Source organism: Bifidobacterium myosotis (assembly GCF_002259745.1).
Classification (GTDB): domain Bacteria; phylum Actinomycetota; class Actinomycetes; order Actinomycetales; family Bifidobacteriaceae; genus Bifidobacterium; species Bifidobacterium myosotis.
The window spans coordinates 1-17,603 of record NZ_MWWW01000001.1; the positions used below are offsets into that span (position 1 = coordinate 1).

The 17,603-nt window shown below is 63.5% G+C and carries 10 protein-coding genes, 1 tRNA gene and 2 pseudogenes; 9 read left to right on the forward strand and 4 right to left on the reverse strand.

Features of this window, described 5'->3' with window-relative positions:
• Positions 1–571 (forward strand): transposase (locus tag BMYO_RS00005; RefSeq protein ID WP_143249068.1); only part of this gene is annotated, 571 nt, incomplete at its 5' end.
• A 45-nt stretch (positions 572–616) separates the two neighbouring features.
• Positions 617–1,816, forward strand: a pseudogene (locus BMYO_RS00010) (ABC transporter ATP-binding protein); the annotation flags it as partial.
• A gap of 520 nt (positions 1,817–2,336) precedes the next feature.
• Here the strand turns inward: BMYO_RS00010 and BMYO_RS00020 are convergent.
• Entirely contained in the window at positions 2,337–3,566 is a 1,230-nt protein-coding gene (locus tag BMYO_RS00020) for an FAD:protein FMN transferase (protein WP_143249069.1), read from the reverse strand.
• Between the two features lie 200 nt (positions 3,567–3,766).
• On the opposite strand from BMYO_RS00020, the gene BMYO_RS00025 reads away from it, so the two are divergent.
• From BMYO_RS00025 to rsmI, 3 genes are all read left to right on the forward strand, one after another.
• Positions 3,767–5,215: an MFS transporter gene (locus BMYO_RS00025; RefSeq protein WP_094666584.1), complete on the forward strand. Its 1,449-nt coding sequence runs from the start codon at positions 3,767–3,769 to the stop codon at positions 5,213–5,215.
• A 207-nt stretch (positions 5,216–5,422) separates the two neighbouring features.
• Positions 5,423–5,495, forward strand: a tRNA-Ala gene (locus BMYO_RS00030).
• 158 nt (positions 5,496–5,653) lie between these two features.
• On the forward strand, positions 5,654–6,856 hold the full coding sequence (rsmI, locus tag BMYO_RS00035) for a 16S rRNA (cytidine(1402)-2'-O)-methyltransferase (RefSeq protein WP_338024357.1): 1,203 nt from the start codon (positions 5,654–5,656) through the stop codon (positions 6,854–6,856).
• 37 nt (positions 6,857–6,893) lie between these two features.
• Here the strand turns inward: rsmI and BMYO_RS00040 are convergent, their stop codons facing one another.
• Complete coding sequence (locus BMYO_RS00040) at positions 6,894–7,229, reverse strand: variant leucine-rich repeat-containing protein (protein ID WP_233427943.1); 336 nt, start codon at positions 7,227–7,229, stop codon at positions 6,894–6,896.
• A 146-nt stretch (positions 7,230–7,375) separates the two neighbouring features.
• A pseudogene (locus tag BMYO_RS00045) lies at positions 7,376–7,999 on the reverse strand (hypothetical protein); the annotation flags it as partial.
• A gap of 211 nt (positions 8,000–8,210) precedes the next feature.
• Here BMYO_RS00045 and metG point away from each other — a divergent pair.
• Together metG and BMYO_RS11630 are read left to right on the forward strand one after the other, a co-directional pair.
• Positions 8,211–10,118, forward strand: coding sequence for a methionine--tRNA ligase (metG, locus tag BMYO_RS00050; protein ID WP_094666585.1), 1,908 nt, complete (start codon positions 8,211–8,213; stop codon positions 10,116–10,118).
• A 1,095-nt stretch (positions 10,119–11,213) separates the two neighbouring features.
• Entirely contained in the window at positions 11,214–11,384 is a 171-nt protein-coding gene (locus BMYO_RS11630) for a hypothetical protein (protein ID WP_158216913.1), read from the forward strand.
• A gap of 760 nt (positions 11,385–12,144) precedes the next feature.
• Here the strand turns inward: BMYO_RS11630 and BMYO_RS00055 are convergent.
• A complete protein-coding gene (locus BMYO_RS00055) occupies positions 12,145–13,482 on the reverse strand; it encodes an ABC transporter substrate-binding protein (protein WP_094666586.1) in 1,338 nt (445 codons plus the stop codon).
• Between the two features lie 319 nt (positions 13,483–13,801).
• Here BMYO_RS00055 and BMYO_RS11635 point away from each other — a divergent pair, with 319 nt between their 5' ends.
• Positions 13,802–14,053, forward strand: a complete 252-nt coding sequence (locus BMYO_RS11635) for a hypothetical protein (protein WP_158216914.1) — start codon at positions 13,802–13,804, stop codon at positions 14,051–14,053.
• Positions 14,050–17,598 carry a glycoside hydrolase family 2 TIM barrel-domain containing protein gene (locus BMYO_RS00060; RefSeq protein ID WP_158216915.1) on the forward strand — a complete coding sequence of 1,183 codons (3,549 nt, stop codon included), beginning with the start codon at positions 14,050–14,052 and terminating at the stop codon, positions 17,596–17,598. The genes BMYO_RS11635 and BMYO_RS00060 overlap by 4 nt, the downstream gene beginning before the upstream one ends.
• Positions 17,599–17,603: the final 5 nt, after the last annotated feature.

A 17,603-nucleotide genomic window follows, 5' to 3' on the forward strand; every position in this document is an offset into this window, starting at 1 on the left:
CCGCTGGTGCCCCATGGCCGAACGCATCCTCGACGGGTTCCACATCGTGTCCTGGGCGACCGACGCGCTCGACAAGGTCCGCACCGCCGCATGGCGCGAGGCCAGAAAGGCCGGCACGGCCCGGAAGGGCGCCAAGGACCCGATCAAGGGCGCGCGTTGGGCGCTGCTGAAGAACGAGAACGACCTGACCGCCGGCCAGAAGGCCCAATTGGAGTGCGTGGCGAACACCAACGAGACCCTCTGGGAGGCGTACAAGCTCAAGGAACGCCTCAGGATGATCCTCAAGCAGACGGCGGACGAGGCCGCGCCCCTGCTGCGCCAATGGGCCGCGGACGCGTTCCTGTCCGGCATCCCGGGCTTCGTCCCGCTCGGAGAGAAGATCGCCAGGCGCCACTTCGACATCCTCGCAACCATCCGTTCCGGACTGTCCAACGCCAGGCTCGAGGCCATCAACAACAAGATCAAGACCACCATCAAGATCGGCTACGGCTACAGGAACCTCGACAACCTCATCAGCCTCGTCATGCTCAAATGCGGAGGACTCAACCTCACACTCCCCGGACGCCAATAGCCAGCAGGCCAGACCAGCAATCTACACCCACACAAACACCCGAAGAGCCAGAAGTACTTCGTGCGCCAGCAGGTGGCGCTGGGCGATGTGAACGGTCATGTGGAGGAGATGTACGCTGGGCACCTCATCGTCAAGTCGTACAACGGCGAGGCGGATTCGATCGAGCGTTTCGAGAAGTACAACGCCGATCTGTACGAATCCGGCTGGAAGTCGCAGTTCCTCTCCGGTCTGATGATGCCGCTCATGCAGTTCGTGGGCAACCTCGGCTACGTGGTGGTGTGCGTGGTGGGCGCGGCGCTCGCCATGGACGGGCAGATCGAGTTCGGCGTGATCGTGGCGTTTATGATGTACATCCGCCTGTTCACCCAGCCGCTTTCGCAGTTCGCCCAGGCCTTCCAGAACCTGCAGCGCTGCGCGGCCGCCGCCGAACGCGTGTTCGGCTTCCTCGAGGAGCCGGAGATGGCCGACGAGTCCGGCAAGCCGGCCCTGCTGGGAGCCGAAGGCCGGCCGGTGCGTGGCGATGTGGAGTTCAGCCATGTACAGTTCGGTTACGAGCCGGACAAGCCCATCATTCACGACTTTTCCGCGTCCGTCGCGGCCGGGCAGAAGGTCGCCATCGTGGGGCCCACAGGCGCCGGCAAGACCACGATGGTCAACCTGCTCATGCGCTTCTACGAGATCTCCGGCGGCTCGATCTCCATTGACGGCGTGGACACCAAGTCCGTGCCGCGCTGGAACGTGCACGACCAGTTCTCCATGGTGTTGCAGGACACATGGGTGTTCCGAGGCACCGTGCGCGAGAACATCGCGTATGCCAAGCCCGGCGTGACCGACGAGGAGATCGAGGCCGCATGCCGTGCCGTGGGTCTCGACCATTTCGTGCGCTCGCTGCCGCAGGGCTACGACACCGTGCTCGACGACAAGTCGTCGCTGTCCGCCGGACAGAAGCAGCTGCTCACCATCGCCCGCGCGATGGTGCAGGATGCGCCGATCCTGATTCTGGACGAGGCGACCTCGTCGGTCGACACCCGTACCGAGGAGCTCATCCAGAAGGCCATGGACGCGTTGACCGTCGGCCGCACGTCGTTCGTCATCGCGCACCGGCTCTCCACCATTCGCGATGCCGACATGATCCTCGTCATGAACCACGGCGACGTGATTGAGCGCGGCACCCACGACGAGCTTCTGGCGGAGGGCGGGTTCTACGCCGACCTCTACAACTCCCAGTTCTCGCTCGCCGACTGATGGCGCGTCTTCTGCGTTGCTGCCCGCTGCGACGTACCTTCGTACGCCTTTGCGGGCGCGCCTTGAAGCCACGCGCATCAGTCGGTTCGCTGCGCTCGCTGATTGATGGCGCGTCTTTTCGACGTACATATGGAACCGGCTCGCGTCATGCGAGCCGGAGATACATACTGTTGGTGCCGGGAATGGGTTTGAATCCGAAATGACTGTAGAAGGAGCGGGCTGAATCATCATATGGGTCAACGATGATGGCTCTCGACCCCAGCTGCAGACTGATGCCACGCGATCGTGCGATGGCGAGAGGATATCTCGCTTGTGAGGGGTACATTGGCGGGTTTTCGGGCACGTATCTGCTTTGCAAGGGGTACGTCGAATGCGGAATCGCGAGTACGAACGTTGCTATTGCGCCGTCTATACATGGGGTTCAGGCAATGAGGTACCCCTTGCAAAGCAGATACGTGCCCGCAGGGGCGCGAATGTACCCCTTGCAACGGAGATAGCTTTGGGCTGTGGCGTGAGGACGTTATTTCACGAAGAAGCTGCCGGGGAAATCGGGGGATTGGGCCGCCGTGCGGTCGGCGTTGAGCACTGCGCACTCGAAATGGAAGTGGGCGCGCAGGTGCGTGGCCGGGGTGACGAACAAGGCGGTGGCCAGTCCGTCGGCCACGGCCGTGCATGGTGCCGCAACCCATGTAGCTGCGACGTCATTGACGGGCAGGCCGTCGATGGCATTGAGCAGGTGGTGCAGCCGGTGCCCGGCAACTTCGCCCCAATGCCGGCGACTGGGCGAGCTCGCACAGAACGCGCCGGCGCCGATTTCGGCCGTGCCCACAGCGTTGCTCGGGTTGGCCGGATCTTCAAGGGCGATGGTGATCGGTTCGTCTGTGTGAACCAGCAGGTCGCCGCCCGCGTCGATGACGTATTGAGGGGATGGCGGCATGGGCTGCGTGGGTATGGTGTCTGGGCGATTGCCGCTGATATGGCCGGAATTGTCGGGCTTATCGTCCGCATCACGGCGTTCGTCGCCTCTGCCTGCTGGTTCGTCGGTTTGTACGACCTGCGTGCGATGCTGTCCGGCGGTTTCCAGCATCTCCGCAATCAGATCCACCAGATATCCCTTGCCGCATGCGCCGAAATCGAGCGCGACCGGTTGGTGCGTGATGAGTGTGGTGCCGTGCCGCTCCACATCGTCGCGCCAGGTCGCGCGACCGTGAAGTGCGCCGAGATGGCCGCCGTTCCGCAAACGCCCGCCGTTGCCTATAATGCCGGTCGTGTCGTCGTCTTCGTGGCCGTCGTCGGCTAGGTTACGGTTGGCGGTGTCGTTGCCGGTTGCGTCGCCGTCTGCCTCGAACGCTCCCGGCTCCACCGTAAACGAATATGCGGCGTCGTACCCCAAGCGAATCAAGTCCTCGCCGACGCATGGGTCGATCGCACCGTCGGTCGCCTCGATCAGCCGGTCGTACAGGTCGAAAAGCGGGCCGCACCAATCGGGGAACGTGAAGGTTCCGCCGTGTTCGGCCCGCCGCATCCGCGTCACCAACGATTTCGCGCGGAAGCGGGAGAGCGCGGCCTCGTATTCGTCGATGAGGATGTCGATGGCATCGTACAGCGAGATGGTGGGCGGTGTGGCGCCGGGTGCGGCGTGAGGTGTGGGGGAGGCGGTGCCGTCCATCCGCAGGGCGTCGCAGGTCGCGAAGTCGTTGCTCCCGCCCTGCAATAGCGCCGGCAAGGGGACGCGCTCGTCTCCGTCCAATGTGGACTGAATGATAAGCCCTGTGCCGAGAGCGTGCGGGAATGCCATCGTGTGCGGCAGGCGATGTTGAAGTCCGTCCATGTCTACCATCGTAGGAGGCGTGATGGGGCAAGTCGCACAGACGGTTTGGGCGCGGTGCGTGCCGCACGCGCCGCCGGTGTTAGACTAATGTTGACACAGCGTCAACAAGGAGGTTCGACATGGGTGACTCTGCGCGTGCTGCCGTACATGGCGGTGTGGTCGATGCGACGACGAGAGAGGATGCGGCGGCGAATGTCAAAGCGGTCAAAGACCTGCCGCTGCCCAAGGTATGGGCCTTCGCGATTGGCCAGTTCGGCTGGGCGCTGCTGTCCGGCATCATCTCCAACTGGCTGGTCTACTTCTACCAGCCCGATCAGGAGACCATCGCCCAAGGCCAGACTGTGTTCGTGCCGCAGGGGCTTGTGGTGCTCGGCATCGTGACGGTCGTGGGCGGCATCACCGCGTTCGCCCGCTTCTTCGACGCCTTCGTGGACCCAGCCGTCGCGTCCCTGTCCGACCGCTGCGACGCGCGTTCGGGCCGCCGCATGCCGTTCCTCAAGTTCGCCGCCCTGCCGCTCGCGCTGATTACCGTGCTCGTGTTCTGGAGCCCGATCAACGGTACGAGCTGGGTGAACGCCGCGTTCCTGTTCGTCACCGTGATCGGCTACTACATCGCACTCACGTTCTACTGCACGCCGTACAACGCGCTCATCGCCGAGCTCGGGCACGATTCCAAGCAGCAGCTCACCATCTCCACCGCCATTTCGTTCACATGGGTGGCCGGCACTGCCATCGCGTACGTGGCGCCGGTGATTTGGGGAGGCCTGGTGCCGACGATGGGCCGCATCACCGCCATCCGCGTGACTTTCACCATCATGGCTGCCGTGGCATTCGTATGCATGCTGGTGCCGCCGCTGGCCATCCGCGAGCGTGACTACGTCAACTCGCAGCCCACCTCCGAATCGACCATCGACTCCCTGAAGCAGACGTTCGGCGACGGCGAGTTCCGCAAGTTCGTCTGCTCCGATGTGGTCTACTGGGTGGCCATCACCACGTTCCAGACCGGGTTGCCGTTCTTCGTGACCTCTCTGCTCAAGCTGCCCGAGACCACCACGACCATCTACTTCGTGCTCATGACCGGCGTCTCCGTGCTGTTCTACCTGCCGGTGAATCTGCTGGCCAACCGCGTGGGCAAGAAGCGCCTGCTGCTGGTGGCGTTCGTGATTTTTACCTGCGCGTTCGCGTTCGCGGGTGCGCTCGGTTCCGGTGCGCTCGCCTTCCTGCCGGCGATGACGCAGGGACTGATCCTCTCGGTGGTGGGCGCGATTCCGATGGCCGCATTCGGCATCCTGCCGCAGGCGATCGTGGCGAACATCGCCGATGCCAGCTCGCGCGTGACCGGTCAGGATCGTCAGGGCATGTTCTACGCCGCCCGCACGTTCGCGATGAAGATGGGCCAGTCCGTGGCGATGCTGCTGTTCACAGGCGTTTCGACGATTGGTGTGGCGTCCGGTATGGGCTACCGCATCGCGGCGGTGTGCGCGGCTGTGCTGTGCGGCATTGGCGGCATCGTGTTCGCGTTCTACAACGAGCGCAAGGTGCTGGATGTGCTGGGTGCGGAGCGGTGACGTCCGGCGCCTGAGACCGGTCGGCCGGTCGGTTGGTCGGTCGGGAGATCGGGCGGTATGGAGATATAAAGGTAATACGATGAGCATGACGATACGACGCCGGTGATACGACAGACGATACGACACACTGGACACGCGAATTGCGTTTGACCGCACCCCGTACTATATTGATGCGAGTTGCTTTGCGGAGCAGAGCAACAATCCAATGGGGCTGTAGCTCAGTTGGTAGAGCGCTTCGTTCGCATCGAAGAGGTCGCGGTTTCGACTACCGTCAGCTCCACTAGCCTCCCGCTTTCATTCCACCGCGGGAGGCTTTTTCGTTATCAACCGTAGTGGCTGGGAGAACTGTTTCGGGCGGTTGCGCTCAGTGCCGTGCGTTTGCGAAGAATTTACGTAGCCTGAGGGTCGCGTTCCGTGGCTTGGGGAATACTGGAGTGTATGACAAGTGCAACCGATTTCCCCGAACAGCTCCGCAACGACGACGCCGCGGAGGTAAAGCCCGACGAGTCCGGTGAGTCCGGAAAACCCGGCGTTTGGGGGCATGGTCGGGCGGAATCGGACGCGGCCGGCTCCGCAGCAGTCCGCGATTCCGGCATTATCGACAACCCGGCACCCGCGGATGGCGAATCCGCTGAATCTGTGTCTGCATCCGAATCTGCATCCGAATCCGAATTTGAGTCTGCATCCGAATCCGTTGATTCCGGTTCCGATGCCGAGTCTGCTGCGCCCGCATCCGACTCCCGCGCCGCGGCCGTGACCATCCCGTCCGGAACCGTGGTGTTGGCCGCCACGCCGATCGGCAACACCGGTGACGCCTCCGCCCGTCTGGTCGCCCTGCTCGAACGCGCCGACATCGTGGCAGCCGAGGATACCCGCCGCCTTTACGACCTCGCCCGGCGTCTCGGGGTGTATGTGAACGGCCGTGTGGTCGCCTACCATGACCACAACGAACGCGGCAAGGCGGACGGTCTGCTCGACCAGGTCGAAACCGGCGCCACTGTGCTGGTGGTCTCCGACGCCGGCATGCCCACCATCAACGATCCGGGTCTCGCCATCGTGCGCCGCGCCATCGAACGCGGACTGCCGGTCACCTGCGCGCCCGGTCCTTCCGCCGTGCTGGACGCGCTGGCGCTCTCCGGCCTGCCCACCGACCGCTTCTGCTACGAGGGTTTCCTGCCGCGCAAGCACGCCGAGCGCGTGCAGTATCTACGCACGATGCTCGGCAAACGCCGCACCATCGTGTTCTACGAGACGCCTCACCGCATCGCCGATTCGATGGATGACCTGCTCGACGCCTTCGGTCCCAACCGCCCGATGGCGCTGTGCCGCGAGCTCACCAAGGACTACGAGGAGATTCGCCGCGGTACGATCGGCGAAATCCGTCAGGGTGTGATTGACAATCCGCCGCGCGGCGAGATGGTACTGGTGATCGGCGGCGCCTCCGACGAGGAGGCCGAAGCCGCCGCGCCCAGCAGCCTAAGCGTGGAGGACATGGCCGTGCTCGCCATCGATCGCGCGCTTGAGGACGGCCTGCGCATCAAGGACGCCATCGCCCAAGTGGTGCAGGAGCATCCGCAGGCCGACGGGTCGCTGGCCAACCGCAAGCAGGTGTATCAGGCCGTACTGGATATCAAGGGGTGATTTGAGGCTGCTCTGAGGCTGTTCAGTCCTCCTCTGTTCAGCCCTCCTCTATCGAGGTGAGCAGGATTTCCAGCGCGCGTCTGACGCCGGGGCCGCCTGCCTGAGAGACGTATTCGAGCAGTTCCGGGCTTGCCTGCGGATTGGCGACCAGCCATCGCCTCAGTTCGGGGACGTGCCATGCGATATGCCACAGTATCTCGGGGTCGGTGTCCGGCGAGCACGCCACTTCCGGCGTCAGGGCGATGGGTGGCTCGGGCGGCGCCGTCATGTCGTTGATGAGGTGCTCGTCCGATTGGGCGGCGGGCTCCGGCAGTCGTTGCCGTTGCCGGAGCGAATCCAGTCTGCTCGCTTTGTCTCGTCGCCGCCCGATCATCGTGGCTCCCCGGATGTCGTCGGCTCTGACGTTGTTGGTTTCGGCGCCGTTGTCTCCAGTGCCGTCGTGAGCGATGGTCGTTCGGGTGGCACCGGGGTCTGCAGTACCGGGGTTTGTGCCGAGGTTTGCGTCGCTGGCTGCGTCGCCTGTTGCGTCGCCGGCTGTGGGTCTACCTCGTTCATTTCCCGCTGGATGGACTCGAAGAACAGCCGTGCGCGTCCGGCGTACTTGTGATGACGGTGCTCCTTGATGATGTCTAGACAGTCGTTCGGGCGGAAGCGGTACGCAGACATCAGCTGACAGACCAAGTCGTTGATGCGGCTCGGCGTGACGTCGTCCTCCGGCGTCATCACCAGATCGCAGGCCGTGCGGGTCGGCGTGGTAATCGGCAGACTGCCCAGTTTGATGATCTGTTCGGGCAGGGTGAGTCGCCGGAAGACCCGGATACGGCGTCCGGCCGACGTGGAACGGAAGTGGGATGTGGATATCACGTCGATGCTGGCGGGGAATGGCGCGTCGCCGAGCCATACCCAGGCGGCCGTCTGCATGCAGGCCACGGTGCCGAACGGCGCGACGGTCGAGACGATGGTGGCGCGGCCGTACAGGGTGCCGGCGTGTTCGGACCAGTAGCTGGCGGACTCGTCAAGCTTGTGCACCGTGCCGAATGCGGCGAGGCGGTTCATGCTGAGCGGTCCGGGCAGGTCCTTGGTGAACAGGACTGCGGGAATCATCGCTGAGTCCGCGGTGGGCGGCGGGTGTGAAGGTCTCATGGGGCGACCATAGACGTTCTGCGCTGGTTCGCGCCACCGTCGTAGGCGAAATGGTGGATAAGTGCATGACGGCGGCGGGCGGAGGAAAAATGTGGATAAGTCGGTGGATAAGTTGTGGTGATTGGGCATGACGGTGGTGATGATGGCTGGTAGCTCGCATCTGGCGGCCCACATATGAGGCGTGTCCCGTGCGCGCCGGATAATCGGGCCTATGAGTCATGTTTTGGTGAATGTTGCTTGGCCGTACGCGAACGGCCCCCGTCATATCGGCCATGTTGCGGGCTTCGGCGTGCCCTCCGACGTCTACGCTCGCTACGAGCGTATGAAGGGCAATGACGTGCTGATGGTCTCCGGCACCGACGAGCACGGTACCCCGATTCTGGTCGAGGCGGAGAAGGAGGGCGTCACCGCCCAGGAGCTTGCGAACCGCTACAATCGCGTGATCGCCAAGGACCTGTGCGACCTCGGCCTGAGCTACGACCTGTTCACCCGCACCACCACGGGCAACCACGAGCACGTCGTGCAGGAGATGTTCAAGCAGTGCCTTGAGAACGGCTACATCTACAAGGGCACCCAGCAGGTGGCCATCTCCCCGTCCACCGGCCGCACGCTGCCGGACCGCTACATCGAGGGCACCTGCCCGATCTGCGGTGCCGAGGGCGCCCGCGGCGACCAGTGCGACGCCTGCGGCAACGAGCTGGACCCGGACGAGCTCATCAACCCGGTCTCCAAGATCAACGGCGAGACCCCGCGCTTCGAGCAGACCGAGCACTACTTCCTCGACCTGCCGGCGCTCGCCGAGGCCAACAAGGCGTGGCTGGAGACCCGCAAGGGCTGGCGCACCAACGTCATCAACTTCTCGCTCGGCCTGTTCAAGGAAGTCAAGCCGCGCGCGATCACCCGCGACATCGACTGGGGCATCCCCGTGCCGGTCAAGGGCTGGATCGACAACCCGAACAAGAAGCTGTACGTGTGGTTCGACGCCGTGATCGGCTACCTGTCGGCCTCCATCGAGTGGGCCCGCCGTCAGGGCGACCCGGAGAAGTGGCGCGAATGGTGGAACGACCCGAGCTGCCCGGCCTACTACTTCATGGGCAAGGACAACATCACCTTCCACTCCCAGATCTGGCCGTCCGAGATGCTGGCGTACAACGGTCAGGGTTCCAAGGGCGGCGAGACCGGCCCGATGGGCCCGCTTAACATGCCCGAGCAGGTGGTGGCCAGCGAGTTCATGACCATGGAGGGCAAGAAGTTCAGCTCCTCGCGCGGCATCGTGATCTACGTCAAGGACATCCTGTCGCGCTACCCGGTGGACGCCGTGCGCTACTACATCTCCGTGGCCGGCCCGGAATCCTCCGACTCCGATTTCACATGGGCCGAGTTCGTGCGCCACAACAACGAGGAACTGGCCTCCTCCTGGGGCAACCTGGTCAACCGCGTCGCCAACCTCATCAACAAGAACTTCGGCGAGATCCCGGCTTTGGACGAGGACTCCATGACCGATGAGGACCGTGGCCTGCTCGAGGAGACCTCCGCCGCGTTCGATGTGGTCGGTTCCTCCATCGAGACCCACCACCAGAAGCACGCCCTCGCCGAGGCGATGCGTGTGGTCGGCGACATCAACAAGTACATCTCCTCCACCGAACCGTGGAAGATCAAGGACGACCCGGCCCGTCTCGGCACCGTGCTGCATGTGGCTGCGCAGGCCGTGTCCGACGCGAACCACCTGCTCGCGCCGTTCCTGCCTCATTCCGCGCAGAAGGTCTGGGAGGCGCTGGGTGGCACCGGCACTTTCTCGCCGCTGCCCGAGCTGCGCGAGGTCGAGGATCTCGACAAGCCCGGCTTTACGTACCCGATCATCACCGGCGACTACGAGCTGGGTGTGAACGTGCATCCGTGGAAGAGCGAGCCGATCGAGGTGGGCGCTCCGGTGGCCAAGCCGACGCCGATCTTCGCCAAGATTCCGACCGAGGCCGTGGCCGAGGAGCTGGCGCGTTTCGACGAGGCGCTGGCCGCCCGTCGTGCCGCCGAAGCCGAGCGTCTGGCCGCGGAAAAGGCCAAGCTGGCTGCGGAGGCGGACGAGTCTGTGGCTGCCGAGGACGCCAAGCCCGCCGAGTGACGGTGGTCCGGCGCGGTCCTGATTCCACTAGTGGTCCATCTCTTAAATAATTGAGGGCTTCAGCTTTTCTTTTTCCCGTCAGATTCGCTGCCAGCTCCCTCATCAGAGAGGGCTGATACCCCTCAAACAATTGTGAGACAGACCACTAGTCGTCGGCATGCCTTGGTGATTTCTGGGGCTGCCGAGCGGTGGATGATTCGGCGTACTGCGTTTCGGGTCATCCAATTGGCGGTTCGGCTTCGGCGTGGCGACTCGGGGCCATGAGCGCCGGCCTTTATAGGGCTGCTGGAATCGCCGATTCAGGTCAATGAGCGGTCGTCATCGTGTTCACGCGGTGACGACCGTTTTGTATATGGGTTGTTGAGGACAATTGCGGTGGAATTGTCGAACGGCGTCACAAACCCGACACAGTTTGTCAAGAGTTTTCCCAGATAAGTGCATCGAATTCTCAAGGAACGGGCGGTTATATAGGAAACGTCAACGGATGGAGTTCAACGAAGTCCATCCCATGGCGAGGCCCATTCGGACCCCATAACTGAACCCTTCTTCTCTCTTCTCTCTCACCCGGCGGCTCCCTCCGCCGGGTTTCTTTTTGCTTGTGTGAAACCAGAATTGACATGCGCTACCCAATCTGGGTTCAGAGTGGGTTGATTTCCCAAGGGAATCCAACCCACATGACTCACCCTGTATGCCAATAGTTGGTTGAACAGCGTCTTCTGTATCTGGCAGACCGGCTTGGAGCCGGCTCCGAGTCTCAAGACGAGGCGACGCATGGATGTTCTCGTGAAAATCAGTCCGGCCTGAATCTACGAGGCTTGATTCCACGCCGACGGCAAAGAATGGCAAATAATGCTTCCCGTCGGTGGCAAATAGTGGCAAAGCAATGGGCAATATGCTGTGAGCTGGTTGTGGTCTGGAGGTCGCGGTGGCGATTGCGGTTCGGCAACTGCGGTATCGGCAGCGCTTGGACGGGCGCGGTTGGGCGGTACCTCTGCCATCGCCCGGCAATGCGATGGGCTAGAGCTCATGCCCGACGCTTACGGCTGTCAGGCCGAGGCGTGGCCCGAAGACGGACGAAAATGGAAAGGAATGATCATGGTGGATCAGGCTGTGGTGGCCGCTGCGACGCTTGCAGTGGATTGGGGCAATACGTTCTCCCAGCTGGGTGGAGCCTTGGGCAAGGGCTTCCTTGTCGTAGTGGTCGTGGGTGTGGGCGGAGCGCTTACCGATGCGGCCGCCCGATATATCAAGAACCGCTTCATGTGATGTGGAGCGCGGGTTCCCATGATGGGAATCCGCACGTTTTTGTCGTCGTACCTTTGCCGGGACGGCACTTGCGCGGCAAAATTCGTGGATTGTTCGCTGCTCAGCCCCTCGTAACGCCGATATGTCCCGATAAATGCCATTTGGGTAGGCTATCTGCGTTGCGAGGGGTACTTTCGCCGCTTTGCGGAGAGCTATCTGCTTTGTAAGGGGTACATGCCCAAGTAGAAGACGTTCCAAAACGCTGGAATGGCGTTGAAGAAAAGCCTCCGATACTTCGGTTTCGGCATTCGAGGTACCCCTTGCAAAGCAGATAGCTCTCCGCAGCGGGCCGAATGTACCCCTTGCAAGCGAGAAATCCCAATGCGGCTCCATAAATCCTGCGCATGCTGGATGTGCGCATGCTGGATGCGCATGCCCATATTGCTGGTGTACATCCGGTGCGCAGCCTGTGCGAAGGGGCGGATCGATTCAGCTGATGTAGTTTTCGTTTCTCCGCGGCCGCGTCGGCAGCCCGCCGTCAAGGAGCCCCGCTGGAATTCTCTGCCATCATAGGGTGGGGCGATGCCACCTAGTATCCCGCGTCAATAATTCGTTGATTATATTTTTGGTTCCCCTGTTAGGGGTGTTGGTCCGCGAAGCGGGTCTGAGGGGTAGGGAATTAATAAATGAATTTCTGACGCAGCATACTAGGCAATTGCGAGACAGACCACTGGCCCAACCTGAAGTTTCGTTCCCTCAAGGGGCTTCACCGTCCAGCCGACTACTTGACGGTGAAGCCTTCCTGCTTGCCGTACTCCCTGAGCGCTTCGGCCCATTGGTCGAGCCCCTGCTGCAACGTGACCTTGCCATGGTATGCCTGACCGACCGAATTGACGGCGATTGAATTGGCGTAGGCCATGTACGGCAGGTATTCGAAGTCCGTCGTCACGTTCTTGGCGGCATCGGCGATCACCTGATGCGTGGCCTGGCCGCCGAAGAACTCATCCTTCTCGGCCAGCCAATCGGCGTCCGACAGCACCGAATTGAGCGGCGGCAGACCGCCCTGCGCGAGGTTCACCGCAACGCCGTCGCCGTGAGCGAACCACTCGGCGAATTCATACGCCGCCTGGGTTTTGGAGTCGTCCGAACCCTTCGGCATGGCCAGCGCGCCGCCGCCGTTCTCGCCGTTCGCATGCGCGCCCGCCGTATATTGCGGCATCGGGGCCAAACGCCACGAACCGGCGCTCGTCGAAAGGTTCTTCTGCATCGACGAAACCAGCCAGGCGCCCGTGAGCACCGTGGCGATGGAACCGTCATCCAGCTTGCGCCACCAGTCGTCCGTCCACATGGCGGTGGAGGTGTCGATAAGCTTGTCGTCCATCATGGACTGCCACATCGAGATGAACTTGCGCACGTTCTTGCCGCCGAAGTCCACGCCCACCGTGGTGCCATCCACGCTGAACGGCTTGGCACCGGCCTGCCAGAGCATCGAAGTGAGGAATCCTCCGTCTCCGGTGTCGTTGGTGATATGGGCATTGCCCTTCAGCGCGGCCACTTTCTCCGCCGCCTCGCGATACTCGTCCCAAGTGGTCGGCGCCTGCGCGACGCCGGCCTTCGCGAACACGTCCTGGTTGTAGAACATCACCATCGGGCCCGAGGAGATCGGCAGTCCGTACGGCTGGCCGTTCACCGATACGTTATTCTGCGCGGCCTTGGTGAAGTCGTCGCGGATGTCCGCGTAGCCGTAGTCGTTCATCGAGCGCAGCTGGTCCGAGATGGCGAATTGATGCACGGCGTTGAAGTCGAGATAGACCAGATCGGGGATGCCGTTGCCCGCGTTGAGCGCATTGGTCAGCTGCATGTACTCGTCCTCGTTGGCGCCGGCGTTGGTCACCTTCACCTTGATGGTCGGGTGGCTCTTCTCGAACGCGCTCACGAAATCGCCGATGGTGGACTGCCAGGTCCACAACGTGATTTCGGTGGTGCCCGCCGTGCCGGCCCCGGCTCCGTTGCTGTTCGCGCCAGGTACGCCGCATCCGGCGAGGGTTCCGATGAGACCTATGGCAACGACTTCGGCCGTCGTCGTGCGAAGGCGTGCATTGCGAGACAAGCGAGACATGCGAACACTCCGATTGTGCTGAGTAAGTGTGCGGTGTCGGGTCGGTCCGTTCGTCGCCCGACGCCCGCCAGCCGGCTGCAAAGGTCTACGCCTACCGGCGGGAGCCGCATCATTGACGCTCGCTCATACGGGCTCTCCGCCGCGGTTTGCCGTCCCGTGCGGCGTGGCTCTCCGCCGCAAACCGGCGGGCGGACATCACGGACGCACAGGCGTGCGGGCGTTGGCGGACAGGCGAACGGGCGGCAATCGTCGTGGAGCGAACCGGCCCAAACCATTTTCCGAAAGCAGAGTTTACCTGCGCATGGAAGAGGGGAGGCCGATGAAGTCAAGATTCATGGGAATTGGCAAAGACCGGCAAGTTCGCGCCCATTTCGCGCAAACGCGGATTGGCAAGAAATGGCAAACGGCAGCAAAGCACAACAAATCGGGGATGGCAAAAAACGACAAACACCGTTTCCGCCGTATCTTATGCCATGTGAACCGGGAACACCCGGCGGGCCGAAGCAGCGATGACAACCGACGACGGTTTCGGCTCGAAGTGCAAGGATGTGCAAGAAAGGGACTGCAATGAGGCTCAACCTCAATGGAGTGTGGGACTTTTACCCGAACGGCGGGGAGCAGCGTTACGACATCGTCGTGCCGACTTGGTGGGATTCGCTGAGCCGCACCACCGGCTACCCCGAGGAGTGGGAGAAAGGCCTGCACCACGGCGTGTACGTCAAGACCGTGGAACTGCCGGAGAACATCACGGACGAGGACGTGTTCCTCCACGTCGGTGCGCTCGCCACGCTCGGCAAGGTGTTCGTCAACGGCAAGTCCGTGGGCCCGCTGACCACCAAGGGCTACCTCATGACCCTGCTGCCGTACGACCTTGACATCAACGATGCCGTCAAGCCGGGCGAAACCAACGAGATCCGCATTGAGGTGTGGTCCGTCAAGGCCCTGCCCGAAGACGCGCTCGCCACCGAGGGTGGCCCGGACCGCCTGCTCTTCCCGTTCGGCGTGGAGAACATCGTCGGCCGCGTCGGCATCGGCGAGGACGTGGAGATCGTCACCAAGCCGAAGCTGCGCATCGACGACCTGCAGATCATGCCGGACCTCAAGAAGAACGCCGATCCGTCCGACGACGAGCTTGGCGTGAACATCACCATCGTGAACCACACCGGTGAGGACGCGGACCTGACGCTCACGGCCGCCGTCCACCCGGTCAAGGGTGACGCCGCGGACGCCGCGCTCGACTTCGGCGCGACCGCCGTGCACGCGCCGGCCGGCAAGGCGACCGTGGTCAAGCTGGCCAAGGGCTGGCCGACCGCCCACTACTGGTCCCGCACCGACCCGTTCCTGTACACGCTCGACGCCGCCATCGCCGCGGCCGGCGCACCCGCCGACGCCGCGCCGGTCAACGAAGCGTCCGACCGCTTCGGCTTCCGCCAGTTCTGGCGCGAGGGCGACAAGTACATCCTCAACGGCGTCAAGATCCGCCTGCGCGGCGACTCCCTGTGCCTGCTCAACCAGGGCGACCGCGACCTCATCAACGAGATCGGCGACGCCTACGGCGTGATCCTGGACGACAACCACGCGATGGACGAGATGGCCAAGGTCTGGCTCGACGCCTACCGCCACGCCAACTGCAACATCATCCGCAACCACATCCGCTCCGTGCCCTCCCATGTGCTTATGGACCACGCGGACGAGACCGGCATGCTCCTCGAGGAGGAGACCGCCTTCTGGAACCCGGGCTCCACCTCCAACGTGTCCCTCGAGCCGCCGTACTACCTCAACTACTCCGACGAGGCCATCGGCTACTACACCGAATGGGTGGAGCGCTGGGTGCGCGAATACCGCAACCACCCGTCCATCGTGCTGTGGTCCACCACCAACGAGGCGTGGAACCCGAACGACGCCGAAATCCTCATCCCGCCGCTTGAGGCCGCCGCGAACCGCGAGGACCCGACCCGCATGGTCATCAACGACGGTTTCAACAAGCCGATCACCAACGAGGACTCCCGCCACTACTTCGGCGGCTACCCCTCCGGCATGACCAGCGCCCCGGACATCTACGACCTCTACCAGATCGACGGCGACCTGCCGCTCGGCGCCGGCGAGGAGTTCTCCGTGTCCACCGCAGGCATCCCGCAGTACGCCGAGGACGGCACGATCAAGGACATCTACCACGGCCGTCTCAACGGCAACCCGGACACCATCTCCCGCGCCGACTTCGGCCGCGAGGTGGGCCGCGTGACCCGTGGCGTGCGCACCACGCGCATGGCCAACTGGAAGCCGTTCTGCCTGTCGATGTTCATCTACGACAACATCGAGAAGGTCATCGAACTCGATCAGGAGCACACCAAGCACGGTCTGAACCCGAAGGCCCTGCTGCGCCCGCAGTTCGATCCGACAGCGGAGGGCGACGCCCGCTGGATTGAGGGCGATGGCTACCAGTACTTCGCCAACTCCTACGCCGACGTGGCAGCATTCGACAAGGAATTCGACAAGGAGCCGCGCCTCGGTCTGCCCCACCACATCTACCAGCTCGGCACCGCCTCCCAGCGCACGCTGATCGTCTACAACGACGAGGAGATCGACGGCACCGAACTCGAGGTGCGTTGGACCGTCTCCGCGGTCAACACGCAGGACGGCACCGTGCGCGAGGTGGAATCCGGCTCGAAGACCCTCACCGTGGACCACGGCGAGTTCACCGAGACGCCGATCACCATCCATGTGCCGGGCGAAGTAGAGACCTACGAATCCAAGCTCGTCGAGACGCTGAGCGTGGTCAAGAACGGCAAGCTCAAGTTCACCGAAGACAACTTCCTCGGTTGGATCGGCCGTCCGGCGCCCGCCAAGATCGGCTCCAACCGCCCGGACATCGACCTCGGCACCGTGGATTGGGTTTCGCGCAACGTCAAGCACTGCCTGCACCTGAAGCAGGAGGGCGGCGCCCTGAGCGAGAAGTGGACCGCCCGTGTGGTGGACGACGCCGACGGTTCCATCAGCTTCGAGCGTCTCGCCGGCAACCTGCGCCACGAGCAGGAGCTGTTCTACACGGTGAACGTGGCCGGGCTCGAATCCGGCAAGGAGTACACCGGCCAGATCGAATACACCGGCGAGAACGGCGACACCGTGACCGTGACCGTGCGCTTCGTGGCCGGCAAGATGCCGTGCCAGTGCCAGGCCGCCAACAAGGCCCTCGGCGCCACCGTGCGCGTCTCCTCCAACTCCGAGCGCAACGGCTGGACCGCCGCATCCCTGGTGGACGGCGAGTTCAAGGCCGATTACAACCATTTCGGCTGGTCCAGCAAGCCCAGCGCCGAAAACCACGACGAGTGGGTGGTCCTGAAGCTCGCCCGCCCGACCACCGTCGCCCAGGTGGTACTCGCTCCGCGCGGCGAGAACCCCGGCGGCACCGTGGCCGAGGCCTTCCATGGCGAAGGCGAGGGCGTCGGCGGTGTGCAGGAGTTCGCGGCAGGCCACCGCGCCTTCGACCCGAACCAGGGTCAGGGCTTCCCGGTCGACTTCACGATTTCCGTGTCCGCCGACGGCAACGCGTGGACCAAGGTGGCCGACAAGCACGGCTACGCACTGCCCGCCAACGGCAAGCCGCGCGCCTTCGACTTCGACCCGGTGCAGGACGTGCGCTTCGTCAAGGTCGAGGCGTCCAAGCTGCGCTCCAACCCGAACGAGCACGACGAGTACGCCCTGCAGCTCGTGGAGATCGCCGTCTACGCCGACCATCACATGCCGGCCATCCCGTCCGAGCCGGAACATGTGACCGTCTCCGTGCAGGCGCACGACGTGCAGGTCGAATGGGCGTTCGCCTCCGACGGCCGCTCGCCGATCCTCGGCACCACGCTCACGCTCACCAACGCCGCCGGCGAGATCATCCCGGCCGCGGTGGAAGGCACCGACACGCACGCGCTCATCGCCGACGTGCCGGCCGGCGAGTGGACCGTGACCGTGCAGGGCCGCAATGAGATTGGCGAGGGCGAAACCGCCACGTCCGAGCCGTTCAAGGTGGGCCGCGCCTCCGCCAACGAGGTGGATACGCTGCTGCCCGTACCTAAGGCCCCGGTGGCCGAGCTGATTGTCGAATCCGGTGCGGTGGCCGTCTCCTAGAACGA

Coding starts and splice junctions, on each gene's coding strand:
- metG (WP_094666585.1), top strand. CDS start 8,211: ATGAGTCATGTTTTGGTGAATGTTGCTTGGCCGTACGCGAACGGCCCC.
- rsmI (WP_338024357.1), top strand. CDS start 5,654: ATGACAAGTGCAACCGATTTCCCCGAACAGCTCCGCAACGACGACGCC.
- BMYO_RS11635 (WP_158216914.1), top strand. CDS start 13,802: ATGAAGTCAAGATTCATGGGAATTGGCAAAGACCGGCAAGTTCGCGCC.
- BMYO_RS00060 (WP_158216915.1), top strand. CDS start 14,050: ATGAGGCTCAACCTCAATGGAGTGTGGGACTTTTACCCGAACGGCGGG.
- BMYO_RS11630 (WP_158216913.1), top strand. CDS start 11,214: ATGGTGGATCAGGCTGTGGTGGCCGCTGCGACGCTTGCAGTGGATTGG.
- BMYO_RS00055 (WP_094666586.1), bottom strand. CDS start 13,482: ATGTCTCGCTTGTCTCGCAATGCACGCCTTCGCACGACGACGGCCGAA.
- BMYO_RS00025 (WP_094666584.1), top strand. CDS start 3,767: ATGGGTGACTCTGCGCGTGCTGCCGTACATGGCGGTGTGGTCGATGCG.
- BMYO_RS00040 (WP_233427943.1), bottom strand. CDS start 7,229: ATGATCGGGCGGCGACGAGACAAAGCGAGCAGACTGGATTCGCTCCGG.